The organism is Myxococcales bacterium (genome assembly GCA_016706225.1).
In the GTDB taxonomy this organism is placed as follows: domain Bacteria; phylum Myxococcota_A; class Polyangia; order Polyangiales; family Polyangiaceae; genus JADJKB01.
This window is the reverse complement of the sequence record JADJKB010000021.1, coordinates 223,911-240,469: the sequence shown is the minus strand read 5'-3', so window position 1 is coordinate 240,469 and position 16,559 is coordinate 223,911. Positions and strand designations below refer to the sequence as shown.

Annotated in this window: 12 protein-coding genes; 8 read left to right on the top strand and 4 right to left on the bottom strand. The window is 66.9% G+C overall.

Annotated features, from left to right (window positions below):
• Positions 1 to 237: 237 nt before the first annotated feature.
• The 3 genes from acnA to IPI67_25790 all read left to right on the top strand — a co-directional run bounded on the left by acnA (position 238) and on the right by IPI67_25790 (position 4,617).
• A complete protein-coding gene (gene acnA, locus IPI67_25800; protein ID MBK7583594.1) occupies positions 238 to 2,952 on the top strand; it encodes an aconitate hydratase AcnA in 2,715 nt (904 codons plus the stop codon).
• 35 nt (positions 2,953 to 2,987) lie between these two features.
• Positions 2,988 to 3,551, top strand: a complete 564-nt coding sequence (locus IPI67_25795) for a hypothetical protein (GenBank protein MBK7583593.1) — start codon at positions 2,988 to 2,990, stop codon at positions 3,549 to 3,551.
• Positions 3,552 to 3,672: 121 nt separating this feature from the next.
• Positions 3,673 to 4,617, top strand: coding sequence for an NAD-dependent epimerase/dehydratase family protein (locus IPI67_25790; GenBank protein MBK7583592.1), 945 nt, complete (start codon positions 3,673 to 3,675; stop codon positions 4,615 to 4,617).
• An 18-nt stretch (positions 4,618 to 4,635) separates the two neighbouring features.
• On the opposite strand, the gene IPI67_25785 is transcribed toward IPI67_25790, so the two are convergent.
• The 3 genes from IPI67_25785 to IPI67_25775 all read right to left on the bottom strand — a co-directional run bounded on the left by IPI67_25785 (position 4,636) and on the right by IPI67_25775 (position 8,906).
• Positions 4,636 to 6,312 carry a family 43 glycosylhydrolase gene (locus IPI67_25785; protein ID MBK7583591.1) on the bottom strand — a complete coding sequence of 559 codons (1,677 nt, stop codon included), beginning with the start codon at positions 6,310 to 6,312 and terminating at the stop codon, positions 4,636 to 4,638.
• A 302-nt stretch (positions 6,313 to 6,614) separates the two neighbouring features.
• On the bottom strand, positions 6,615 to 8,093 hold the full coding sequence (locus IPI67_25780) for a C39 family peptidase (GenBank protein ID MBK7583590.1): 1,479 nt from the start codon (positions 8,091 to 8,093) through the stop codon (positions 6,615 to 6,617).
• 111 nt (positions 8,094 to 8,204) lie between these two features.
• Positions 8,205 to 8,906: a hypothetical protein gene (locus IPI67_25775; protein MBK7583589.1), complete on the bottom strand. Its 702-nt coding sequence runs from the start codon at positions 8,904 to 8,906 to the stop codon at positions 8,205 to 8,207.
• Positions 8,907 to 9,248: 342 nt separating this feature from the next.
• Here IPI67_25775 and IPI67_25770 point away from each other — a divergent pair, with 342 nt between their 5' ends.
• The 5 genes from IPI67_25770 (at position 9,249) to IPI67_25750 (ending at position 15,824) form a co-directional block, all read left to right on the top strand.
• Positions 9,249 to 9,875 (top strand): hypothetical protein, encoded by a 627-nt coding sequence (locus IPI67_25770; GenBank protein ID MBK7583588.1) that lies wholly within the window; start codon positions 9,249 to 9,251, stop codon positions 9,873 to 9,875.
• A gap of 111 nt (positions 9,876 to 9,986) precedes the next feature.
• Positions 9,987 to 12,074 carry a hypothetical protein gene (locus tag IPI67_25765; GenBank protein MBK7583587.1) on the top strand — a complete coding sequence of 696 codons (2,088 nt, stop codon included), beginning with the start codon at positions 9,987 to 9,989 and terminating at the stop codon, positions 12,072 to 12,074.
• Between the two features lie 325 nt (positions 12,075 to 12,399).
• The gene (locus IPI67_25760) at positions 12,400 to 13,068 is read left to right on the top strand and encodes a succinate dehydrogenase cytochrome b subunit (GenBank protein MBK7583586.1); all 669 of its coding nucleotides are present in this window, start codon (positions 12,400 to 12,402) and stop codon (positions 13,066 to 13,068) included.
• 11 nt (positions 13,069 to 13,079) lie between these two features.
• Positions 13,080 to 15,014 (top strand): fumarate reductase/succinate dehydrogenase flavoprotein subunit, encoded by a 1,935-nt coding sequence (locus IPI67_25755; protein MBK7583585.1) that lies wholly within the window; start codon positions 13,080 to 13,082, stop codon positions 15,012 to 15,014.
• A 33-nt stretch (positions 15,015 to 15,047) separates the two neighbouring features.
• The gene (locus tag IPI67_25750) at positions 15,048 to 15,824 is read left to right on the top strand and encodes a succinate dehydrogenase/fumarate reductase iron-sulfur subunit (GenBank protein ID MBK7583584.1); all 777 of its coding nucleotides are present in this window, start codon (positions 15,048 to 15,050) and stop codon (positions 15,822 to 15,824) included.
• Here IPI67_25750 and IPI67_25745 read toward each other — a convergent pair.
• Positions 15,821 to 16,408, bottom strand: a complete 588-nt coding sequence (locus IPI67_25745; protein MBK7583583.1) for a hypothetical protein — start codon at positions 16,406 to 16,408, stop codon at positions 15,821 to 15,823. The two genes, IPI67_25750 and IPI67_25745, sit on opposite strands and share 4 nt — an antisense overlap.
• Positions 16,409 to 16,559: the final 151 nt, after the last annotated feature.

Sequence of the window (16,559 nt, the reverse complement as noted above, 5' to 3'; positions counted from 1 at the left end):
CAGGCCCTCGCGCCGGCTCGCTCTTTGACAGATCCCGCCCCGGCCGCCGGCCCCGGCCCCCGCCCCCGCGCTGGCTGTGGTGCTGGTGCGCCGCGTGCGGCCCCCGCCGCAACCACCGACCCCGTCACCTCCCATTGGGCGCCGGCGGCCGCGCTCGGCGCAGAGACTTCCGATCAAGGGTGCGCCTCGGCGTGGTGTTCTTGCAGCGCTTTGTCGGTCGCGCTACTGCCGCTTCCCATGTCCCGATCCCGCGACTCGTTCTCCACCAAGACTGACCTGATCGTCGGCGCAAAGAAGCTCTCGTACTTCTCGCTGCCCAAGCTCGCCGCGAAGACCGGCAAAGACGTGAGCCGCCTGCCGGTGTCGCTGCGCATCTTGCTGGAGAACCTGCTCCGCCACGAGGACGGCAAGGTCGTCGAAGAGAAGGACGTGCAGGGCTTGCTCGCGTGGGATCCGAAAGCGGCACCGGACAAGGAGATCGCCTTTCACCCCGCACGCGTCGTCTTGCAAGATTTCACGGGCGTGCCGGCGGTCGTCGACCTGGCGGCGATGCGCGACGCGATCGCCGAGCTCGGTGGCGATCCGGACAAGATCAACCCGCTCTTTCCCAGCGAGCTGGTGATCGATCACTCGGTGCAGGTGGACAACTTCGGCTCCGCCGACGCGCTGGTGCGGAACACGGAGCTCGAGTACGGCCGCAACCAGGAGCGCTACGCGCTGCTGCGCTGGGCTCAAGGCGCGTTCAACAACTTCAAGGTGGTGCCGCCCTCCACGGGCATTGTCCACCAGGTGAACATCGAGCACCTCGCCCGCGTCGTGTTCGACAGCGATGGGCTCGCCTATCCGGACACCTTGGTGGGCACCGACAGTCACACCACCATGGTCAACGGTCTGGGGGTGCTCGGGTGGGGTGTCGGCGGCATCGAGGCGGAGGCCGCCATGCTCGGTCAGCCGATCAATCTGCTGGTGCCTCAGGTCATCGGCTTCAAGCTGCACGGCACACTGCCGGCCGGGGCGACCGCGACGGATCTCGTGCTCACGATCACCCGCATGCTGCGCGACAAGGGTGTGGTCGGAAAGTTCGTGGAGTTCTACGGCTCGGGGCTGGGCAATCTGCCGCTCGCCGACCGCGCGACCATTGGCAACATGAGCCCCGAGTTCGGCTCGACCTGCGGCATCTTCCCCATCGACGACGAGACGCTGCGCTACCTGCGGCTCACCGGACGAAGTGAAGAACAAGTGCAGCTGTGTGAGGCGTATGCCAAGGCTCAAGGGTTGTTCCGCAGCGCCGACACACCGGACCCGCTCTACACGGACACCCTCGCGCTGGACCTCGGCAGCGTCCGGCCGACCCTCGCCGGTCCGCGTCGGCCCCACGACAAGGTGCTGCTCGACGAGATGAAGCCGGCGTTCGGCAAGGTGCTCGGCGAGATGATCGCCCAGGGCAAGGCCAAGAAGGGCGGCGGGGCGGCGACGCCCGAAGATCTCGGGCGGCGCATGCAGGCCTCGGTCGACGGGCAAGAGGTCAGCCTCGGCCACGGCTCGGTCGTGATTGCCGCCATCACCAGCTGCACGAACACCTCGAACCCGTACGTGATGCTGGGCGCCGGCTTGCTCGCGAAGCGAGCGGTCGATCGCGGCCTCAGCGTCAAACCCTGGGTCAAGACCAGCCTCGCGCCCGGCTCGAAGGTCGTCACGCGTTATCTCGAGAGCGCAGGCGTGCTCAGCTCGCTCGACCAGCTCCACTTCAACATCGTCGGGTACGGCTGCACGACCTGCATCGGCAACAGCGGTCCCATCGCCGAGAGCGTCAGCAAGGCCATCAAAGACGGGGAGCTCGTGGCCGCAGCGGTGCTGAGCGGCAACCGCAACTTCGAGGGACGCATCCACGCGGACGTTCGCGCCAACTACCTGGCGAGCCCGCCGCTGGTCGTCGCGTACGCGCTGGCCGGCCGTGTCGACATCGATTTTCAGAAGGAGCCCATCGGTCAGGACTCCAGCGGGAAAGACGTGTTCTTGAAGGAGATCTGGCCTTCGTCCGCGGAGGTCGCCGAGGCGGTCGCCAAGCACGTGACCGCCGAGGCCTACCGAACGGAGTACGCACGCGTGTTCGAGGGTGACGAGCGCTGGCGCGCGTTACCGGTCCCGGAGGGCAGCCGTTATTCGTGGGATCCGGCCAGCACCTACGTGCGCCGGCCGAGCTTCTTCGAGAACCTGCCGCGCAAACCCGCGCCGCTCAGTGACATCTCCGGAGCACGCGCGTTGGCCGTACTCGGTGATTCGATCACCACCGACCACATCTCACCCGCCGGCGGCATCGCGAAAGACTCACCGGCGGCGAAGTACCTGACGGAGCACGGGGTGAAGCCCAGCGAGTTCAACCAGTACGGCGCGCGCCGCGGCAACCACGAGGTGATGATGCGCGGCACGTTCGCCAACGTGCGGTTGAAGAACCTGCTCGTCCCCGGCATCGAGGGTGGCGTCACCCGGCACCTGCCGAGCAATCAGCAGATGAGCATCTACGACGCCTCGATGAAGTACCAGGCGGACGCGGTGCCGCTGATCGTGCTGTCGGGCAAAGAGTACGGCTCTGGGTCGTCCCGCGACTGGGCGGGCAAGGGCACCCTGATGCTGGGCATCAAGGCCGTGATCGCCGAGAGCTACGAGCGCATCCACCGCTCGAACCTGATCGGCATGGGTGTGTTGCCGCTCCAGTTCCTGGAGGGCCAGAGCCGCGAGAGCCTCGGGCTGACGGGCGAAGAGACGTTTGCCATCGGCGGCATCAGCAAGGGGCTCGCGCCCGGCAAGACCCTGACGGTCGAGGCGGTCGCCGCGGACGGGACCAAGAAGAGCTTCGAGGCCCGTACGCGCATCGATACCGTGGTCGAGCTCGAGTACTACGCCAACGGCGGCATCTTGCAGTACGTGCTCCGGCAGTTGCTCGAGAGCTGAGCTTCTTGCGGGCGTCCTGCTACGCTTCGCTCGAGATGCGCGCACTCTCGCTGTTGCTGCTCGGGCTCGTGGGGGTTGCCTGCAAACCCGACGGCGTGAGTCGAACGACACCCGACGGCACTTCGCCGCTGGCGCCGGCTCCGGCTGGGGACTCTTCGGCTCGCGGCGCCCCGGCTGCGCTGCCGACCGTCGAGCTCTCGCGCGACGGCGCACTCGTGAAGCTGGACGAAGCCGCACGCCGCGCGCTGATTGCGCGGGTCGAGAAGGCGCTCGGGATCTGCAACTTCAGCTCCGACACGTCCCCCAAGCTCTTCGGCGCGGATCCCCTCGACGAACAGTGGAAGCGCCGCGAGGCGGCGGCTCACTTGCGGCTCAGCTACCCGGTGCCGAGGACGCTAACCGCCATCGCCGGCGCGCTCAGCTTTCGCGAGGTGTTGCTCTCGATCGGTCAGCCCTACGGGCCGGAGCCCGCGCTGATCAGGGACGAGCGCGGCGTGGTGGGGCTGAAGAAATGCGGCTACGACGACCGGTTCCTCGGCTGCGTCCCCGAGCTTGCTGCGCACTTCGCCAAGCCCGAGGCCTGCCCGCCGGGCTTTTGAAGCCTGCGCGCCAGTGCGCACACGGAGGCCAGAGGTTTTACAGGAAGGCGGAAGGACGGGGGGGAACTTCAGAATCAAGAGTCTTCACAGCCAGCCGGAAGGGCGGGAGGATTTGGAATCGATGCACGTTGCCTTCATTGGTGGGACGCGCTTCATCGGGCGGGCTGCGGCTCGAGAGGCGCTCGAGCGAGGACACACGGTGAGTGTGCTCCACCGGGGCGAGCATGCGTGCGATCTGCGTGGGGTGCGGGACGTCCGCGTCGATCGCAATGATCCCTCCGCGCTGAGCGCTGCGCTCGCACGGCTAGCGCCCGATGTCGTGGTCGACACACGCGCAATGACCCGGGTCGATGCGCAGGTGACGAGCCTCGCGCTCCGGGTCGTCGGTGTGCCGGGGGTGGTGCTGTCGAGCATGGACGTGTATGCGCAGTTCGGACGACTCAACGGTCTGCCGGCGCCCGAGCCCGAAGCGGTAGTCACCGAGAGCTCGCCGCTCACGATCCCGTTTCCTTTTCGAGGCATCGCGCCGGATCTCGGGCCGGACTACGACAAGAAGGAGGTCGAAGCCGAGCTCGAGTCGGCCGTTCGACAGGGTGGCCCGCCAGTGACCGTGCTCCGGCTTCCGGCGGTCTACGGTGACGGCGACTACCGTCGCCGTCTTGCCGGCGTCGTGGCGCGCATTGACGTGGGGGAGCGAATCTTTCCCTGTGTGTCCGGAGCAAGCTGGCGGCAGTCCCACGCCCACGTGCGGGACGTGGCTCATGCCATCTTGCTCGCCGCCGAGCGGGCCGCGAGTGGCTACGCGGTGTTCAACGTCGGAGAGCGAGAGACCCCGACGATGCGCGCCCGGGTGGAGGCCATTGCCCGGACCCTCGACGTGAGCGTCGAGTGGCGGGAAGAGTCCGGTGAGCTCGTGGACGAGCTCTCGTTTCTCGGAGCCATGCCCAACGACTTCGTCGTGAGCACGGCGGCGCTGCGCGCGGCGCTTGGCTTCGACGAGCTCACCACGGAGCGCGAGCGCCTGGCCGATCTGATCGACTGGTCACGTCGCAGTCGCCCCAATTGAGACGAGCACGTCTGGCGCCTACGGCATGGGTTGTGATCGCGAAGCGGGCGCGCCGCGCATCTCCGGCCAGCCAGCCACCCACTGCACACGATCGACGAGCACCACCCGCCCGGGCGGCGCCTGGATCTTGCCGGCCTCCCACGAGTGATAGACGTGCACCCAGTCCCCGGATGGACCTTTCAGAATGGAGCCGTGACCAGGACCCGCCCAGTCGCCCTTGCTCGACAAGATTGGCGCGCCCTTCTTGGTGAAGGGGCCAAGCGGTGAGCTCGCCTTCGCGACGCCAACTCCGTAGCTCGAGCTGGCGTAGCCGTTGCCGCTGTAGAACAGATAAAAGCTCCCGCCGTACTCCACCATCCACGGCCCTTCGACCAGGGGCCCTTCCCAGCCAAGGGTGTTGGTGAGGATCGTGGTCGCTGAGCCAATGCGAGATAACCCGTCCGCGGCGAGCTCCTGGATCTTGATCGGCGTCTTCTGGCCAACCGCGTTGCCGTCGACCTTCCACAGGACGTAGTGTTTGCCCGTCGAAGCACGGAAGTAGTGCGCGTCGATGGCGCCCGGGCTCGGCTCGGTCACCAGGGGTTTGCCGATGTCGGTGAACGGGCCCGTGGGGCTGGGCGCGCTAGCCGCACCGATCGCGAACGTGCCGGAGGTGCTGCTCTTGGCGCTGAAGTAGGCCACGTATTTTGCGCCGACCTTGTGGAGCTCCGGCGCCCAGTAGCTGCCCGATCCCCAGCTTGGTTTTGTCGCATTCGTGAAGATCGTGCCGGCGCTCTTCCAGTGCACGAGGTCCTTCGACGAGCGAATGGGATAGGCAAACCCCGGTGTGCACGCCATGTAATACGTGTCGCCGTCCTGCATGACGCCGGGATCCGGGCAGTCCACGCCAACGACCGGGTTTTCGTAGAGCCCGCCGCACGCGGTGTGTCGGAACGAGAGGTCACAGGCATTCCCCCCTGTGAAATGCGGAGCCCAACCGTTCGAGAGTGTGGCCGCAGAGTCGCCGCCGCTCGCGGCACAGACTCCGTTCCAGGTCACGACGCCGGGCACGTCGTCGTTGAACGCCGGGTGATTGGGTGCGGGCTGCCACTTCGGTCCGTAGCTGATGCGGGTCTCACAAGCGCTCGGGACACCGCTGCACGCCCCGCTGTAGTCGAGCGCGATGATGCAGTTCTTGCCCTTGAAGTAGGGAGCCCAGCCGTTCGACAACGTCGCCTGGCCGTTCCCCGAAGCGTCGACCTTGCACGAGCCGTCCCAGGTCACCTTGGCGGTGACGTCGTCGTATGCGTTCGGGTGGTTCGCGCCTTTGATCCACGCGGATCCGTACGTGATGCGGGTGGTGCACGGTGTACTGCCGCCGGTTCCACCACTGCCGCCGGTGCCCGCGCTGCCGCCGCTGGCCGCGCTCCCTCCGCCGTTGCCTGTGCTCCCGGCAGCGCCCGCGCTGCCTCCGCTGTTCGACGTTCCACCACCGCTCGTCGCCGCCACGCCGCCGCCCCCGCTCACACCGGCGCCACCCCCGAACGACGTACCACCCCCACCGGATGAGCCGGCGCCTGCTCCCGCCGCTCCCCCCGTGTTCGCGGGCCCCCCATCACCGGAGTCCGAGCCGCAACCGCCGGCCGCCAACCCCACATTGGCGGCCAGCAACAAGACCCATCGCAACTTCCGCGAACAAGCGCGCATCGTCACCATCGACGAGACTAGCCTCGACCCGAGCGTCTTTGCCCAGCGAAAAGACTGCTACGAGAGGGTTTCTTCGAGGTCACCCGCGGCGCGCGATCTGCCAGAAATTCGCGACTCATCCCAGGCACCCGGAGGCATCCGCCGGCCTCGCCGGTAGTTCAAGTGGGTTTTCGCCGCTCATGACGATCGTGATCTGTCATCGCAAAACTGCCCAAGTCGACCCTGAGCAATTGCCGTGCCCGGGGCGCGGGCGCCGCGCGGTCCTCAGAGTGCCAGCGGGTACGCGGTGCGCGCCGTCACGCGGTCGCGCGTCAACCGGAGAACACGAGGCTGAGCACCTCGGCCTCCCACTGTTTCTGGAACGTTCGCATGTCCGGCTCACCGAGGAGCTTCACCAGGGTAGCGTAACCGCTCGGGTCGGTGGCCCGTGCGCGGTGGAAGTCCGCGTAGTAACGACGCAAGAGCTCGCGCTCTTGCAGGTAGTAGAGCAGGTAGCGGGCCATCGCGTAGTGCTCGCCGGTGTCATCCGCGTAGAACTCGGCGTTGGTCGTGTTCGTCAGAGCCTGGAATGTAGGCACCCGTCGCGCGCGAATGGCGCGCTTCAGTCCCGCCAGACGCCAGTTCGTCAGCCCGACGATGTGGCCGTCGCGCTCGGCGCTCTGCTCGAACAGCGAACCAAGGCCTTCGTTGAACCAGGCCGGACACTTGGGAAAATTGGCCTCGATGTAGGGGTGCACGATCTCGTGCACCAGCGTCCCGCCGCCCGTGCGGATGTTCATGATCAGGGCGCCCTGCTCGCGCGTGTAAAAGCCGTAGGGTGTGCCGGGTTCGTCGCCGGTGATGGCCTTGGCGGTGCGTTCGTAGCTCGCCGCGCTGCCGAGCAGCCACACGTTCAGGATCCGCTGCGGCGGCCCGGGAAAAAAATCCTGCTGCAGCAGCCGCACTGCCCAGCGCACGGTGCGCTCGGCGCTCGCCTTCACACTCTGCTCGCCGCTGTCGCCGATCACCACGAACGGCGACTCGACCACCACCGACATCTCGCGCCCCAGGGTCTCCCGCAGTTTCATCACGTGCTGGGCAAAATCCGCAGGGTGAAACCCGGGCGGTCGCGCCGGGAGCTCGACATTGCCCGGCTCGAGGCGCAGGCGGACGACCGTCCACTCTGCCTCGCTGTAACGCAGCGGCCAGAGCGAGAGGAACCGCGCCCGACTCATGCGTCGATAACCGCCCGCGTCTTCCGCCGGCTCGTGATACACGACCTCGTCCTTCTGCTGGTCGTAGCCGAGCACCAGACGAAAATGCTCCGTCGTGTTCGGGCGTTCGTCGTAGCGCATGCACACGATGGACGGCACGTTCCGCGCGAGATCCGCGTGCAGCTCGGCGAACAGTGCGGCGAGCTCCGGTGCGGCGCGGGTTGCACGCACCCGATTCCAGATTTTGCCGGGGTGAAAGCCGAGCTGTTCGAGGGCCGCCCCGAGCTCGCGCGTCGTCACCCCCATGCCGCGCGCCGGATCCATGCCGGAGGCGTCGAAGACCGCGTCCTGATCGGCTCGTTTTCCTAGGGCGAGGAGCCAGCTTGCCGCCACGGCCTCGCCGCAGAAGTCGGGTTTTTGCCGGACGTGCGGCACATTCGAAATGAGCACACTCGGCAGCGCTGGTGGCGCCGGGATCGGCACCGGCTGTCCTGGACGGCGGCCCACGGCCTCCGCGTTTCGCCGGTTCTCACAGCCCCCGAGCGCGGATGGAGCGAGGGTGGCGGCGAGGCCGGTCAGAAATCTGCGTCGATCCACGATCATGTTTGGCTTGGACGCGGCCGCGGCCGGGTCATTTGGCAGGTACTTCGGTCGCCGCCCTGGAAGTGTGACCGACGGCTCTTCTTCCGAGCGGCGCATCCGCGCGCGTCAGCGGCTGGCCACGCTTCGTCCAGGCGCCGCTGAGATCGGCGAGGCGTCGAAGGTCCAGCCGACGGTGACAACGGCCCCGAGCCGTTCGCCGCCGAGCACCCGTTCTCCCGAGCTAGTGCTGTCGGAAAGAAGGCCGCCGGTCTTCGTGTAGTGAACGCGTCGCTTCTCCAGGTCGGCGCCGTAGAACCCTTCGAGCCCCAGCTCGAGGTGGGAGCGCCCGCGAGACCAGAAGACGTACGACGCACCCAGGCGGGCGCCAGCGTAGGGCAAGGTCGCGGCGGCCCCGCCGCGCCGACAGAACATGTTGCAGTCGACGCCCATGTACGAATCGCTGCCGATGACGCCGCGCAGTGAGAAACGGTAGCCGGCGTCCGTCTGCAGCACGGCGCCGAGCGAGACTCCGACTGCGGCGTACGTTCCGCCGAACGGTCGCGCGCCGAGATCTGCGACCAGCGCTGGCTCGAAGTACCCGTAGCGGTAACCGGCCGTCAGCGAGTGGACGAGCGCACCGCCCAGGACGTTGTCACGACTGAAGCCCGGGCCTCCGCTCACGTGTACGTCGTCGACGGCGCTCCCGTGTTTGCTCGTCGGGGTCGTTGCGGCCCCGTCATCGTGGGGCTGGGACGGGGTCGCGCTCGCACGCTGGCAGAGCGCGAAGGTCACGACGAAGGCGGCAACGACTGCAATGAAGCGGCTCATGCTCCAGGCTTCACAGCACGCCCTGTGCCAGCCGCGTGGGGGCCGGCCGGCTGTGAACTTCGCCGAAAAACGCCGGCCGCGAAGCGAAGTCCGCTCCCAGCGCGGCCGGGCGTGGCAACCCGCCACGCCACGCTGTGGTCCGCGATTCACAGCCAGATTGGGTGACTGCGAAGGCTGCTTCCAGGTGGGTATCCGCTGCGAAATGTCCCTGCAAGCCCCTCACAACCCGCCGCCCGCGGCGATCTGATGCTTCTTGCCCTCAGGTTCGCGGCGCGGGTAGGGCGCCCACGCACACAGCGGGGGTTGCCTCGCGATTGCCGGGTCGGGCTACTATTCATGTCAATGAAGACTGCGCTCCGATCCGCCTCCAAGCTCACGTTCGCGCTCACCGCCTCTGCGCTTGCCCTGTTCTTGCCCGCACTCGCCGAAGCTCAGATCAAACGTCCCGGCGCGCACCCCAAGTACTCCGTGGAGCTCGAGCCGCATTTGGTGCTCGAGTGGGGCGGACACAACGGGCCTGGAGACGACGACGGCGTCGGGCTCGGCATGCGCGCCACGATCCCCTTCTTGGACAACGGGCCCATCAGCAAGATCAACAACAACATGGGCATCGGCTTCGGCCTCGACTGGGCCCATAACGGTGATGCTTGCAAGGGCTGGCGGTTTGGAAATCGTTTCTACGACGACCAATGCACCGTCGATGTCTTCATGTTGCCAGTGGTGGTGCAGTGGAACTTCTTCCTGACCCCCATCGTCAGTGTGTTCGGCGAAGCAGGCCTCGAGATCGAGCACACGCGCTGGGAATGGGACAACTGCCCGTGGGCCAACAACTGCAAGGACACCGACACGGACGTCGAGCCGGTCTTCTGGGGCGGCGGGCGCTTCCTCTTCGGGGCCAACAGCAACGTGGGTGGGGTCGTGCGGCTGGGCTGGCCCTACATCTCCCTCGGCGTGGGCATCCTGCTCTGACTCGAACACCCGTGAATACATCGGTGCAGGCTTGCATCTAGTCCTGCCGAGCTGAACGGGAGCGCCCGCGACTCGTTCGTCGCGACGTGACGCCCAAGCTCGGGGTATTCCATGAAGAACGGGCTCAATCGGCTGCTCGCAGCCGCGGTGGTGTCGTGTGTCCTCGGCTGTTCGTCGAGCGACGGTCAGAGCGGGCCGGGCTCCGGCGGCGTGGGGACCGGCGCAACCGCGGGAAGCGGTGCGCAGGCCGGGAGTGGCGCATATGCCGGGAGCGGCGCCATCGGAGGGGCCGGCACTTCGGGGGGCGGGGGCTCCGCCGCGGGCGGCGCGGGTGGCGCGATGGGCGGCGCGGGTGGTTCGTCTGGCGGCGCCGGTGGAACCACCTCGTGTGCTCACGACGTGTGCACGATTGGCGCGCCGCTCGCGGTCGGTTGTGACGCCTGCGTCGACAAGGTCTGCGGCGCGGACGCGTTCTGCTGCCAGGCCGGTTGGGACGACATGTGTGTCGGCGAGGCTTCGCAGTTCTGCGGTGGGATCTGCGGCAGCGGCGGCTTCGGTGGCGCTGGCGGTTATGGGGGGTTTGGTGGCTACGGCGGTGGATATGGCGGCAGCGGCGGCAGCGGCGGCGCTGGCAGCTGTGGCTACGACTCGTGCCGGGACGGCACAGGCCAATGCGTGAAGGCCACCGAGACCCTGTGTGGCAAGAGCGGCGCAGCCTGCGTCGACTGCACGAAGCTCGGAAGTGTCTGCACTCAGGGCTACGGTTGCGCCGAGTGCAAACCGAGCTGCAGCGGCAAGAAGTGCGGCGACTCCGATGGCTGCGGCGGTGCCTGCAAGGTCGATTGCGCCGCGGGACAGTTCTGCGACGTCACGGGCTCGATGAAGCCTGGCTGTTACACGTGCGGCCCGACCACGTGCCCAAACGGCTGCTGCACCAAGGACGGGCAATGTGTGAGCGGCGGTGTGCGCAACGAGTGCGGCAGCGGCGGGCAGGCGTGCGCGGACTGCGGCGCACAGGCATGTGTTGCGAGCAAGACCAGCTGGCCGACGAAGTACGCCTGCGGCGCCTGCGGAGCTGGATGTTCTCCGGTCTACCCGGGCATGCTGGCGATGTGCCAGGCGGACGGCTGCGGGAACCTGTGTCCCGGCGCCGCGTGTGACCCGCAGTACGGAGGAACCTGTCAGGCCACCGGCGACAGCAGCGCCACTTGCGCCCCACAAGGATTCTGTGACCCCTATTCCTGCGCCAGCGGGTGCTGCGACTATTCCGGGGGCTGGTTCAGCTCCAAGTGTGTGACCGGCAACCTGCCGAGCCAGTGTGGTTCCGGCGCGGTGCAGTGCGTGGACTGTGTCGCCAAGGGTGGCAGCTGTGAGCCAAAGACCAAGGCGTGCACGAGCTGCACTCCAAAGTGCGATGCGGCGGCCTCCTGCGGTCAGGCCGACGGATGCGGCGGAAAATGCACCAGCAAGAACGGCGGGAAGTGCAGCGGGACGGGCGCGAGTTGCGGCGATGATGGCGTCTGCGGCTGCGCGATGAGTGGCAAGGCGCTCTGCTACGACGCGGACACCAAGGTTCAAGCGTGTATCGACGTGCTCGCCGACGCGAACAATTGCGGCGCCTGTGGCGTGAAGTGCCCGAGCGGAGTCGCGTGCAACGGCGGCGTGTGTGACTGCGGCCCCGGTTCGTTGTTCTGCAAGTCGGGTGACGCGAAGCTCCCAGGGGTCTGCACGAACCTGGCGACCGACGTCAAACACTGCGGCAGCTGCGCGACGGCCTGCCCCGGGACTTCCTGTACGGCCGGCAAATGCGGAGCGTGTGCAGCCGGCACGACTCAGTGCGGGTACACGAACCCGGTTTGCGCGGACCTCACCGAAGATCCGCTGAACTGCGGCCAGTGTCAGAACGCATGCCCGAGCGGCGTCGCTTGTGTCGCCGGGAAGTGCCAGTGCCCGACGGGGCAGACGTCGTGCTACGCCAAGTGCACCGACACCACCAATGACGCTGCAAACTGCGGCGCTTGCGGGGTCAAGTGTCCGACGGGCGTCTCGTGCAGCGCTGGCCAGTGCCAGTGCCCGTCTGGGACGACGTGGTGTCAGTCGAGCGGGACCTGCACCAACCTCACGGTCGACCCCAAGAATTGTGGCAAGTGCGGCACCTCGTGCCCCAGCAATTTCTGCTCGAGCGGGAAGTGCCTCTGAGTCGCCGCTGAGCGAGCACCGCGGACCCGAGCGGCGGGGCTGCTGTCGCAAAAACGCGAGCTCTTTGGCTCTACTCGGGGGTCTACGGCCGCTGGCGCGGGAGCGTCCGGCGGCCCTAGCACGTGTTTGGGGCGAAAAGCTTTCGCGGGGCTGCCGAGCGCGCCCTTTCAGACCCATGACCCGGCAGAGTTTGCTCCACTTCGCGCTCGCTTAAAGGCGGGTCAATGGAGTAATTATCCAGCCGCGAATCGCCCTCCCCTGACGGGTGCGGTGAGCCGCTAGCGAGCGCGGCTCGAAGCAAACGAGCCGCGAGACAAGCATGCCCATGGCCAAAGCGATCACGCTCTACGACACGACGATCGGCAAGAAGGTCGTCCTGGCGGTGACGGGCCTCCTGCTCTACGGGTTCGTCGTCGCTCACATGGTGGGCAACCTCCAGGTCTTCATGGGGCCGGAGCAGCTCAACGGATACGCGAAGAAGCTGCATGACCTCGGTCCGCTGCTCTGGGTGGCGCGGGGAGTGCTTCTCATCGCGTTCGGGTTGCACGTCGTGACGGTGGTGCAGCTCCTGGCGCGCACCGCAGCGGCGCGCCCCACCGGCTACCGCAAGAAGAAGAACCTGACCACGACCTACGCGGCGCTGACGATGAAGTTCGGGGGCGTCGCGCTCTTGTTGTTCGTGCTCTATCACCTGGCCCATTTCACCTTCCCAGGTGTGGCCATGGCCTCCAGCTACAAACACGACGCGCTCGACGTCTACTCGAACGTCGTGCACGGCTTCAAGGTGCCGTGGGTGACCGCCATCTACGTCGTCGCGCAGGTGTTCCTGGGCATGCACCTCTATCACGGGGCGTTCAGCCTGTTTCAGACCCTCGGCTTCAATCACCCGCGCTACAACGAGAAGCTGAAGTTCCTCGCGCAGACCCTGGGTGTCGCGGTCGCCGCGGCCAACATCGCGATGCCGGTTGCCGTCGTCGCGGGCGTCGTGAAGTGACGGAGACAGCGATGGCCATCAAGCTCGAAAGCAACGCACCCTCCGGCCCCATCGAGACGCGCTGGGACCGCCACCGCTTCGCGATGAAGCTGGTCAACCCTGCCAACCGCAGGAAACACACCATCATCGTCGTCGGCACCGGGCTGGCGGGCGGCGCCGGCGCCGCCTCGCTCGGCGAGCTCGGCTACAACGTGCTGTCGTTCTGCTACCAGGACAGCCCGCGCCGCGCCCACAGCATTGCCGCCCAGGGTGGGATCAACGCCGCCAAGAACTACAAAAACGACGGCGACAGTGTGTACCGTCTGTTCTACGACACGGTGAAGGGCGGGGACTTCCGCGCTCGCGAGAGCAACGTGCACCGGTTGGCGCAGCTGTCGGTGAACATCATCGACCAGTGTGTGGCGCAGGGGGTGCCCTTCGCCCGGGAGTATGGCGGGCTGCTCGACAACCGCTCGTTCGGTGGCGCGCAGGTATCGCGGACGTTTTACGCCCGTGGACAGACCGGTCAGCAGCTCTTGCTCGGCGCATACCAGTCGCTCGCCCGTCAGATCGAGGCGGGCACCGTCAAGAGCTTCCCGCGAACGGAGATGCTGGACCTGATCGTGGTCGACGGCGTGGCGCGCGGCATCGTCACGCGGGACATGGTCAGCGGGAAGATCGAAGCCTACACGGCGGACGCCGTGGTGCTCGCCACGGGCGGCTACGGCAACGTGTTCTTCCTGTCGACCAACGCCAAGGGCTGCAACACGACGGCCATCTGGCGCGCCCACCGCAAGGGGGCGCTGTTCGCCAACCCGTGTTTCACGCAGATCCACCCGACGTGCATCCCCGCGAGCGGCGACTATCAGTCCAAGCTGACGCTGATGAGCGAGAGCCTGCGCAACGACGGGCGCGTGTGGGTGCCGAAGGACGCGGCGGATTGCGGGCGAGATCCCGCGGAGATCGCCGAAAAAGACCGCGACTACTACCTGGAGCGGATCTACCCGAGCTTCGGCAACCTGGTGCCCCGCGACATCGCCAGCCGTCGCGCAAAGATGGTGTGCGACGAGGGACGCGGCGTCGGCTCGGAGGTCGACGGAGTGCGGCGCGGTGTCTACCTCGACTTCCGGGACGCCATCAAGCGTCTGGGGGAAGCCAAGATCCGTGAGCGGTACGGCAACCTGTTCGACATGTACGAGCGCATCACCGGCGAGAACCCGTACAAGGTTCCGATGCGCATCTACCCCGCGACCCACTACACGATGGGCGGGCTGTGGGTGGACTACAACCTGATGACGACGATCCCGGGCTGTTTTGCCGCCGGCGAGGCGAACTTCAGCGATCACGGTGCCAACCGCCTGGGCGCCAGCGCCCTGATGCAGGGGCTGGCGGACGGTTATTTCGTGTTGCCGTACGTGCTCGGCAACTACGTGGCCAGCACCAAGCTCGAGAAGGTGGACGCGGGTCACATCGAGGTGAAACGCGCCGTGGCCGAGGTCGAAGAGCGCGTCGAGAAACTCCTAGGTATCGGCGGAGAGCGAACGCCGGACTCGTTCCACCGAGAGCTTGGCAACATCATCTGGAACAACTGCGGCATGGCGCGAAACGCAAAATCGCTGGAGTCGGCGCTGGAGAAGATCCCGGCTCTCCGCGAGGAGTTCTGGAAGAACCTCAAGGTCACCGGGAGCGGAGAGAGCCTGAACCAGACGCTGGAGAAGGCGGGCCGTGTCGCCGACTTCATGGAGCTCGGAGAGCTCATGTGCCGCGACGCTCTGGCGCGCGACGAGAGCTGCGGCTGTCACTATCGGGAAGAGCACGTCACCGAAGAGGGCGAGGCCGCGCGCAACGACGAAGAGTTCCAGTACGTTGCCGCCTGGGAGTACACCGGTGACGTCTCGAAACCGGCTTTGCACAAGGAACCTCTCGAGTTCGAGTATGTGAAGCCCGTGCAGCGCAGCTACAAGTGAGGAAGAGGAAAACAAGCTCACATGTCGAAGACGATGAATCTCACGCTGCACGTTTGGCGACAGAAGGCCCAGGCTGACGTCGGTGCTTTCGAGACCTACGCGGCTCCCGACATCGACGAACACATGTCGTTCCTGGAGATGCTCGACGTGGTGAACGAGCGACTGCTCGCCGAGGGCAAGGAGCCCATCGCGTTCGACAGCGACTGCCGCGAAGGCATCTGTGGCATGTGTGGGCTGGTCATCAACGGTGTTCCCCACGGGCCCAACGCCGCAACGACGACCTGTCAGCTTCACATGCGGCACTTCAGCGACGGGGACGAGATCACCATCGAGCCATGGCGCGCGGCGGCCTTCCCGGTGCTCCGCGACCTGGTCGTCGATCGGGCGGCCTTCGACCGAATCGTGCAGGCCGGTGGCTACATCAGCGTGAATGCCGGCAGCGCGCCCGAGGCCAACGGCCTTCCGGTGCCGAAGGCGAACGCCGAAAAATCGATGGACGCTGCCGCATGTATCGGCTGCGGCGCCTGCGTCGCGGCCTGCCCCAACGCCAGCGCCATGCTGTTCGTCGCGGCGAAGGCCGCGCATCTCGGGCTCTTGCCCCAGGGCCAGGCGGAGCGCTGGGAGCGCGTGAAGAAGATGGTCGGTCAGATGGACGCCGAGGGCTTTGGGCACTGCACCAATCACTACGAGTGCATGGCGGCGTGCCCCAAGGAGATCAGCGTGGAGTTCATCGCACAGCTCAATCGCGATCTGCTGCGCGCGACCGTGATCGAGAAAGAGCACGAAGAAAAGACGAGCGGGTCCGGCTAGAACGCGAAGGCGGTCGCAAAGACCAAGGCGCGCTCCCCGAACAGCGCGCTCTCGAAGCGCAGGTCGAGACCCGAGACGGCCTCGGTGCTGACGCCGAAGCCGAGTGAATAGTGGTAACGGTCGCCGCCGATGCGGTCCTCGCCGGCGCGGCGGAACGTCACCGGGCCACCGAAGCCGCGGGCGAGCGCGAAGGGTCGGAGGCGGCCGAAGAGGGTGACGCCCACGTCCAGGCCGAGGCGCAGATCCGACGCGGAGAGCGCCTGGTCTTCCCCCGACTCCGCGTGTTCGACGTGGGTGCGCGAAAATCCCATGGACAGGCTGGTGATGCCAAAGAGCTGTTGATCGTCACCTCCGAAGATCCGGTACGCGCCCGTCACGCTCGCGAGCCAGCCGGTGCCGACCCGATAGCGACGGCCTTCGCCCTCGAAGGCGCCCCCACCGATCAGTCCAGCGCTGAGCACGACTCCCGTTCGATCCCCGAGCCGGCGACCGACGCTGAGAAGGTACGACTGTTGGCGCAGCGTGTAGGCTCGCCCATCACCGAAGGAGAGCTCCGAGGTGAAAGCAGCCGCGGCCGCGCCCACCAACCAGACACGTTCCTTGGAGTCCGGGTTGCAGCCCGCCTGACCGACGGGCGCTGCGAGCCCTCAGGCTCTGGCGAAGCGCGGCTCGACGCAGAGCGCGGTCAGTCCGATGGCGAGAGCGAGCAAGAAATCGTGTCGCATGCCGGCAAAC

Coding starts and splice junctions, on each gene's coding strand:
- acnA (MBK7583594.1), top strand. CDS start 238: ATGTCCCGATCCCGCGACTCGTTCTCCACCAAGACTGACCTGATCGTC.
- IPI67_25795 (MBK7583593.1), top strand. CDS start 2,988: ATGCGCGCACTCTCGCTGTTGCTGCTCGGGCTCGTGGGGGTTGCCTGC.
- IPI67_25790 (MBK7583592.1), top strand. CDS start 3,673: ATGCACGTTGCCTTCATTGGTGGGACGCGCTTCATCGGGCGGGCTGCG.
- IPI67_25785 (MBK7583591.1), bottom strand. CDS start 6,312: ATGGTGACGATGCGCGCTTGTTCGCGGAAGTTGCGATGGGTCTTGTTG.
- IPI67_25775 (MBK7583589.1), bottom strand. CDS start 8,906: ATGAGCCGCTTCATTGCAGTCGTTGCCGCCTTCGTCGTGACCTTCGCG.
- IPI67_25770 (MBK7583588.1), top strand. CDS start 9,249: ATGAAGACTGCGCTCCGATCCGCCTCCAAGCTCACGTTCGCGCTCACC.
- IPI67_25765 (MBK7583587.1), top strand. CDS start 9,987: ATGAAGAACGGGCTCAATCGGCTGCTCGCAGCCGCGGTGGTGTCGTGT.
- IPI67_25760 (MBK7583586.1), top strand. CDS start 12,400: ATGGCCAAAGCGATCACGCTCTACGACACGACGATCGGCAAGAAGGTC.
- IPI67_25755 (MBK7583585.1), top strand. CDS start 13,080: ATGGCCATCAAGCTCGAAAGCAACGCACCCTCCGGCCCCATCGAGACG.
- IPI67_25750 (MBK7583584.1), top strand. CDS start 15,048: ATGAATCTCACGCTGCACGTTTGGCGACAGAAGGCCCAGGCTGACGTC.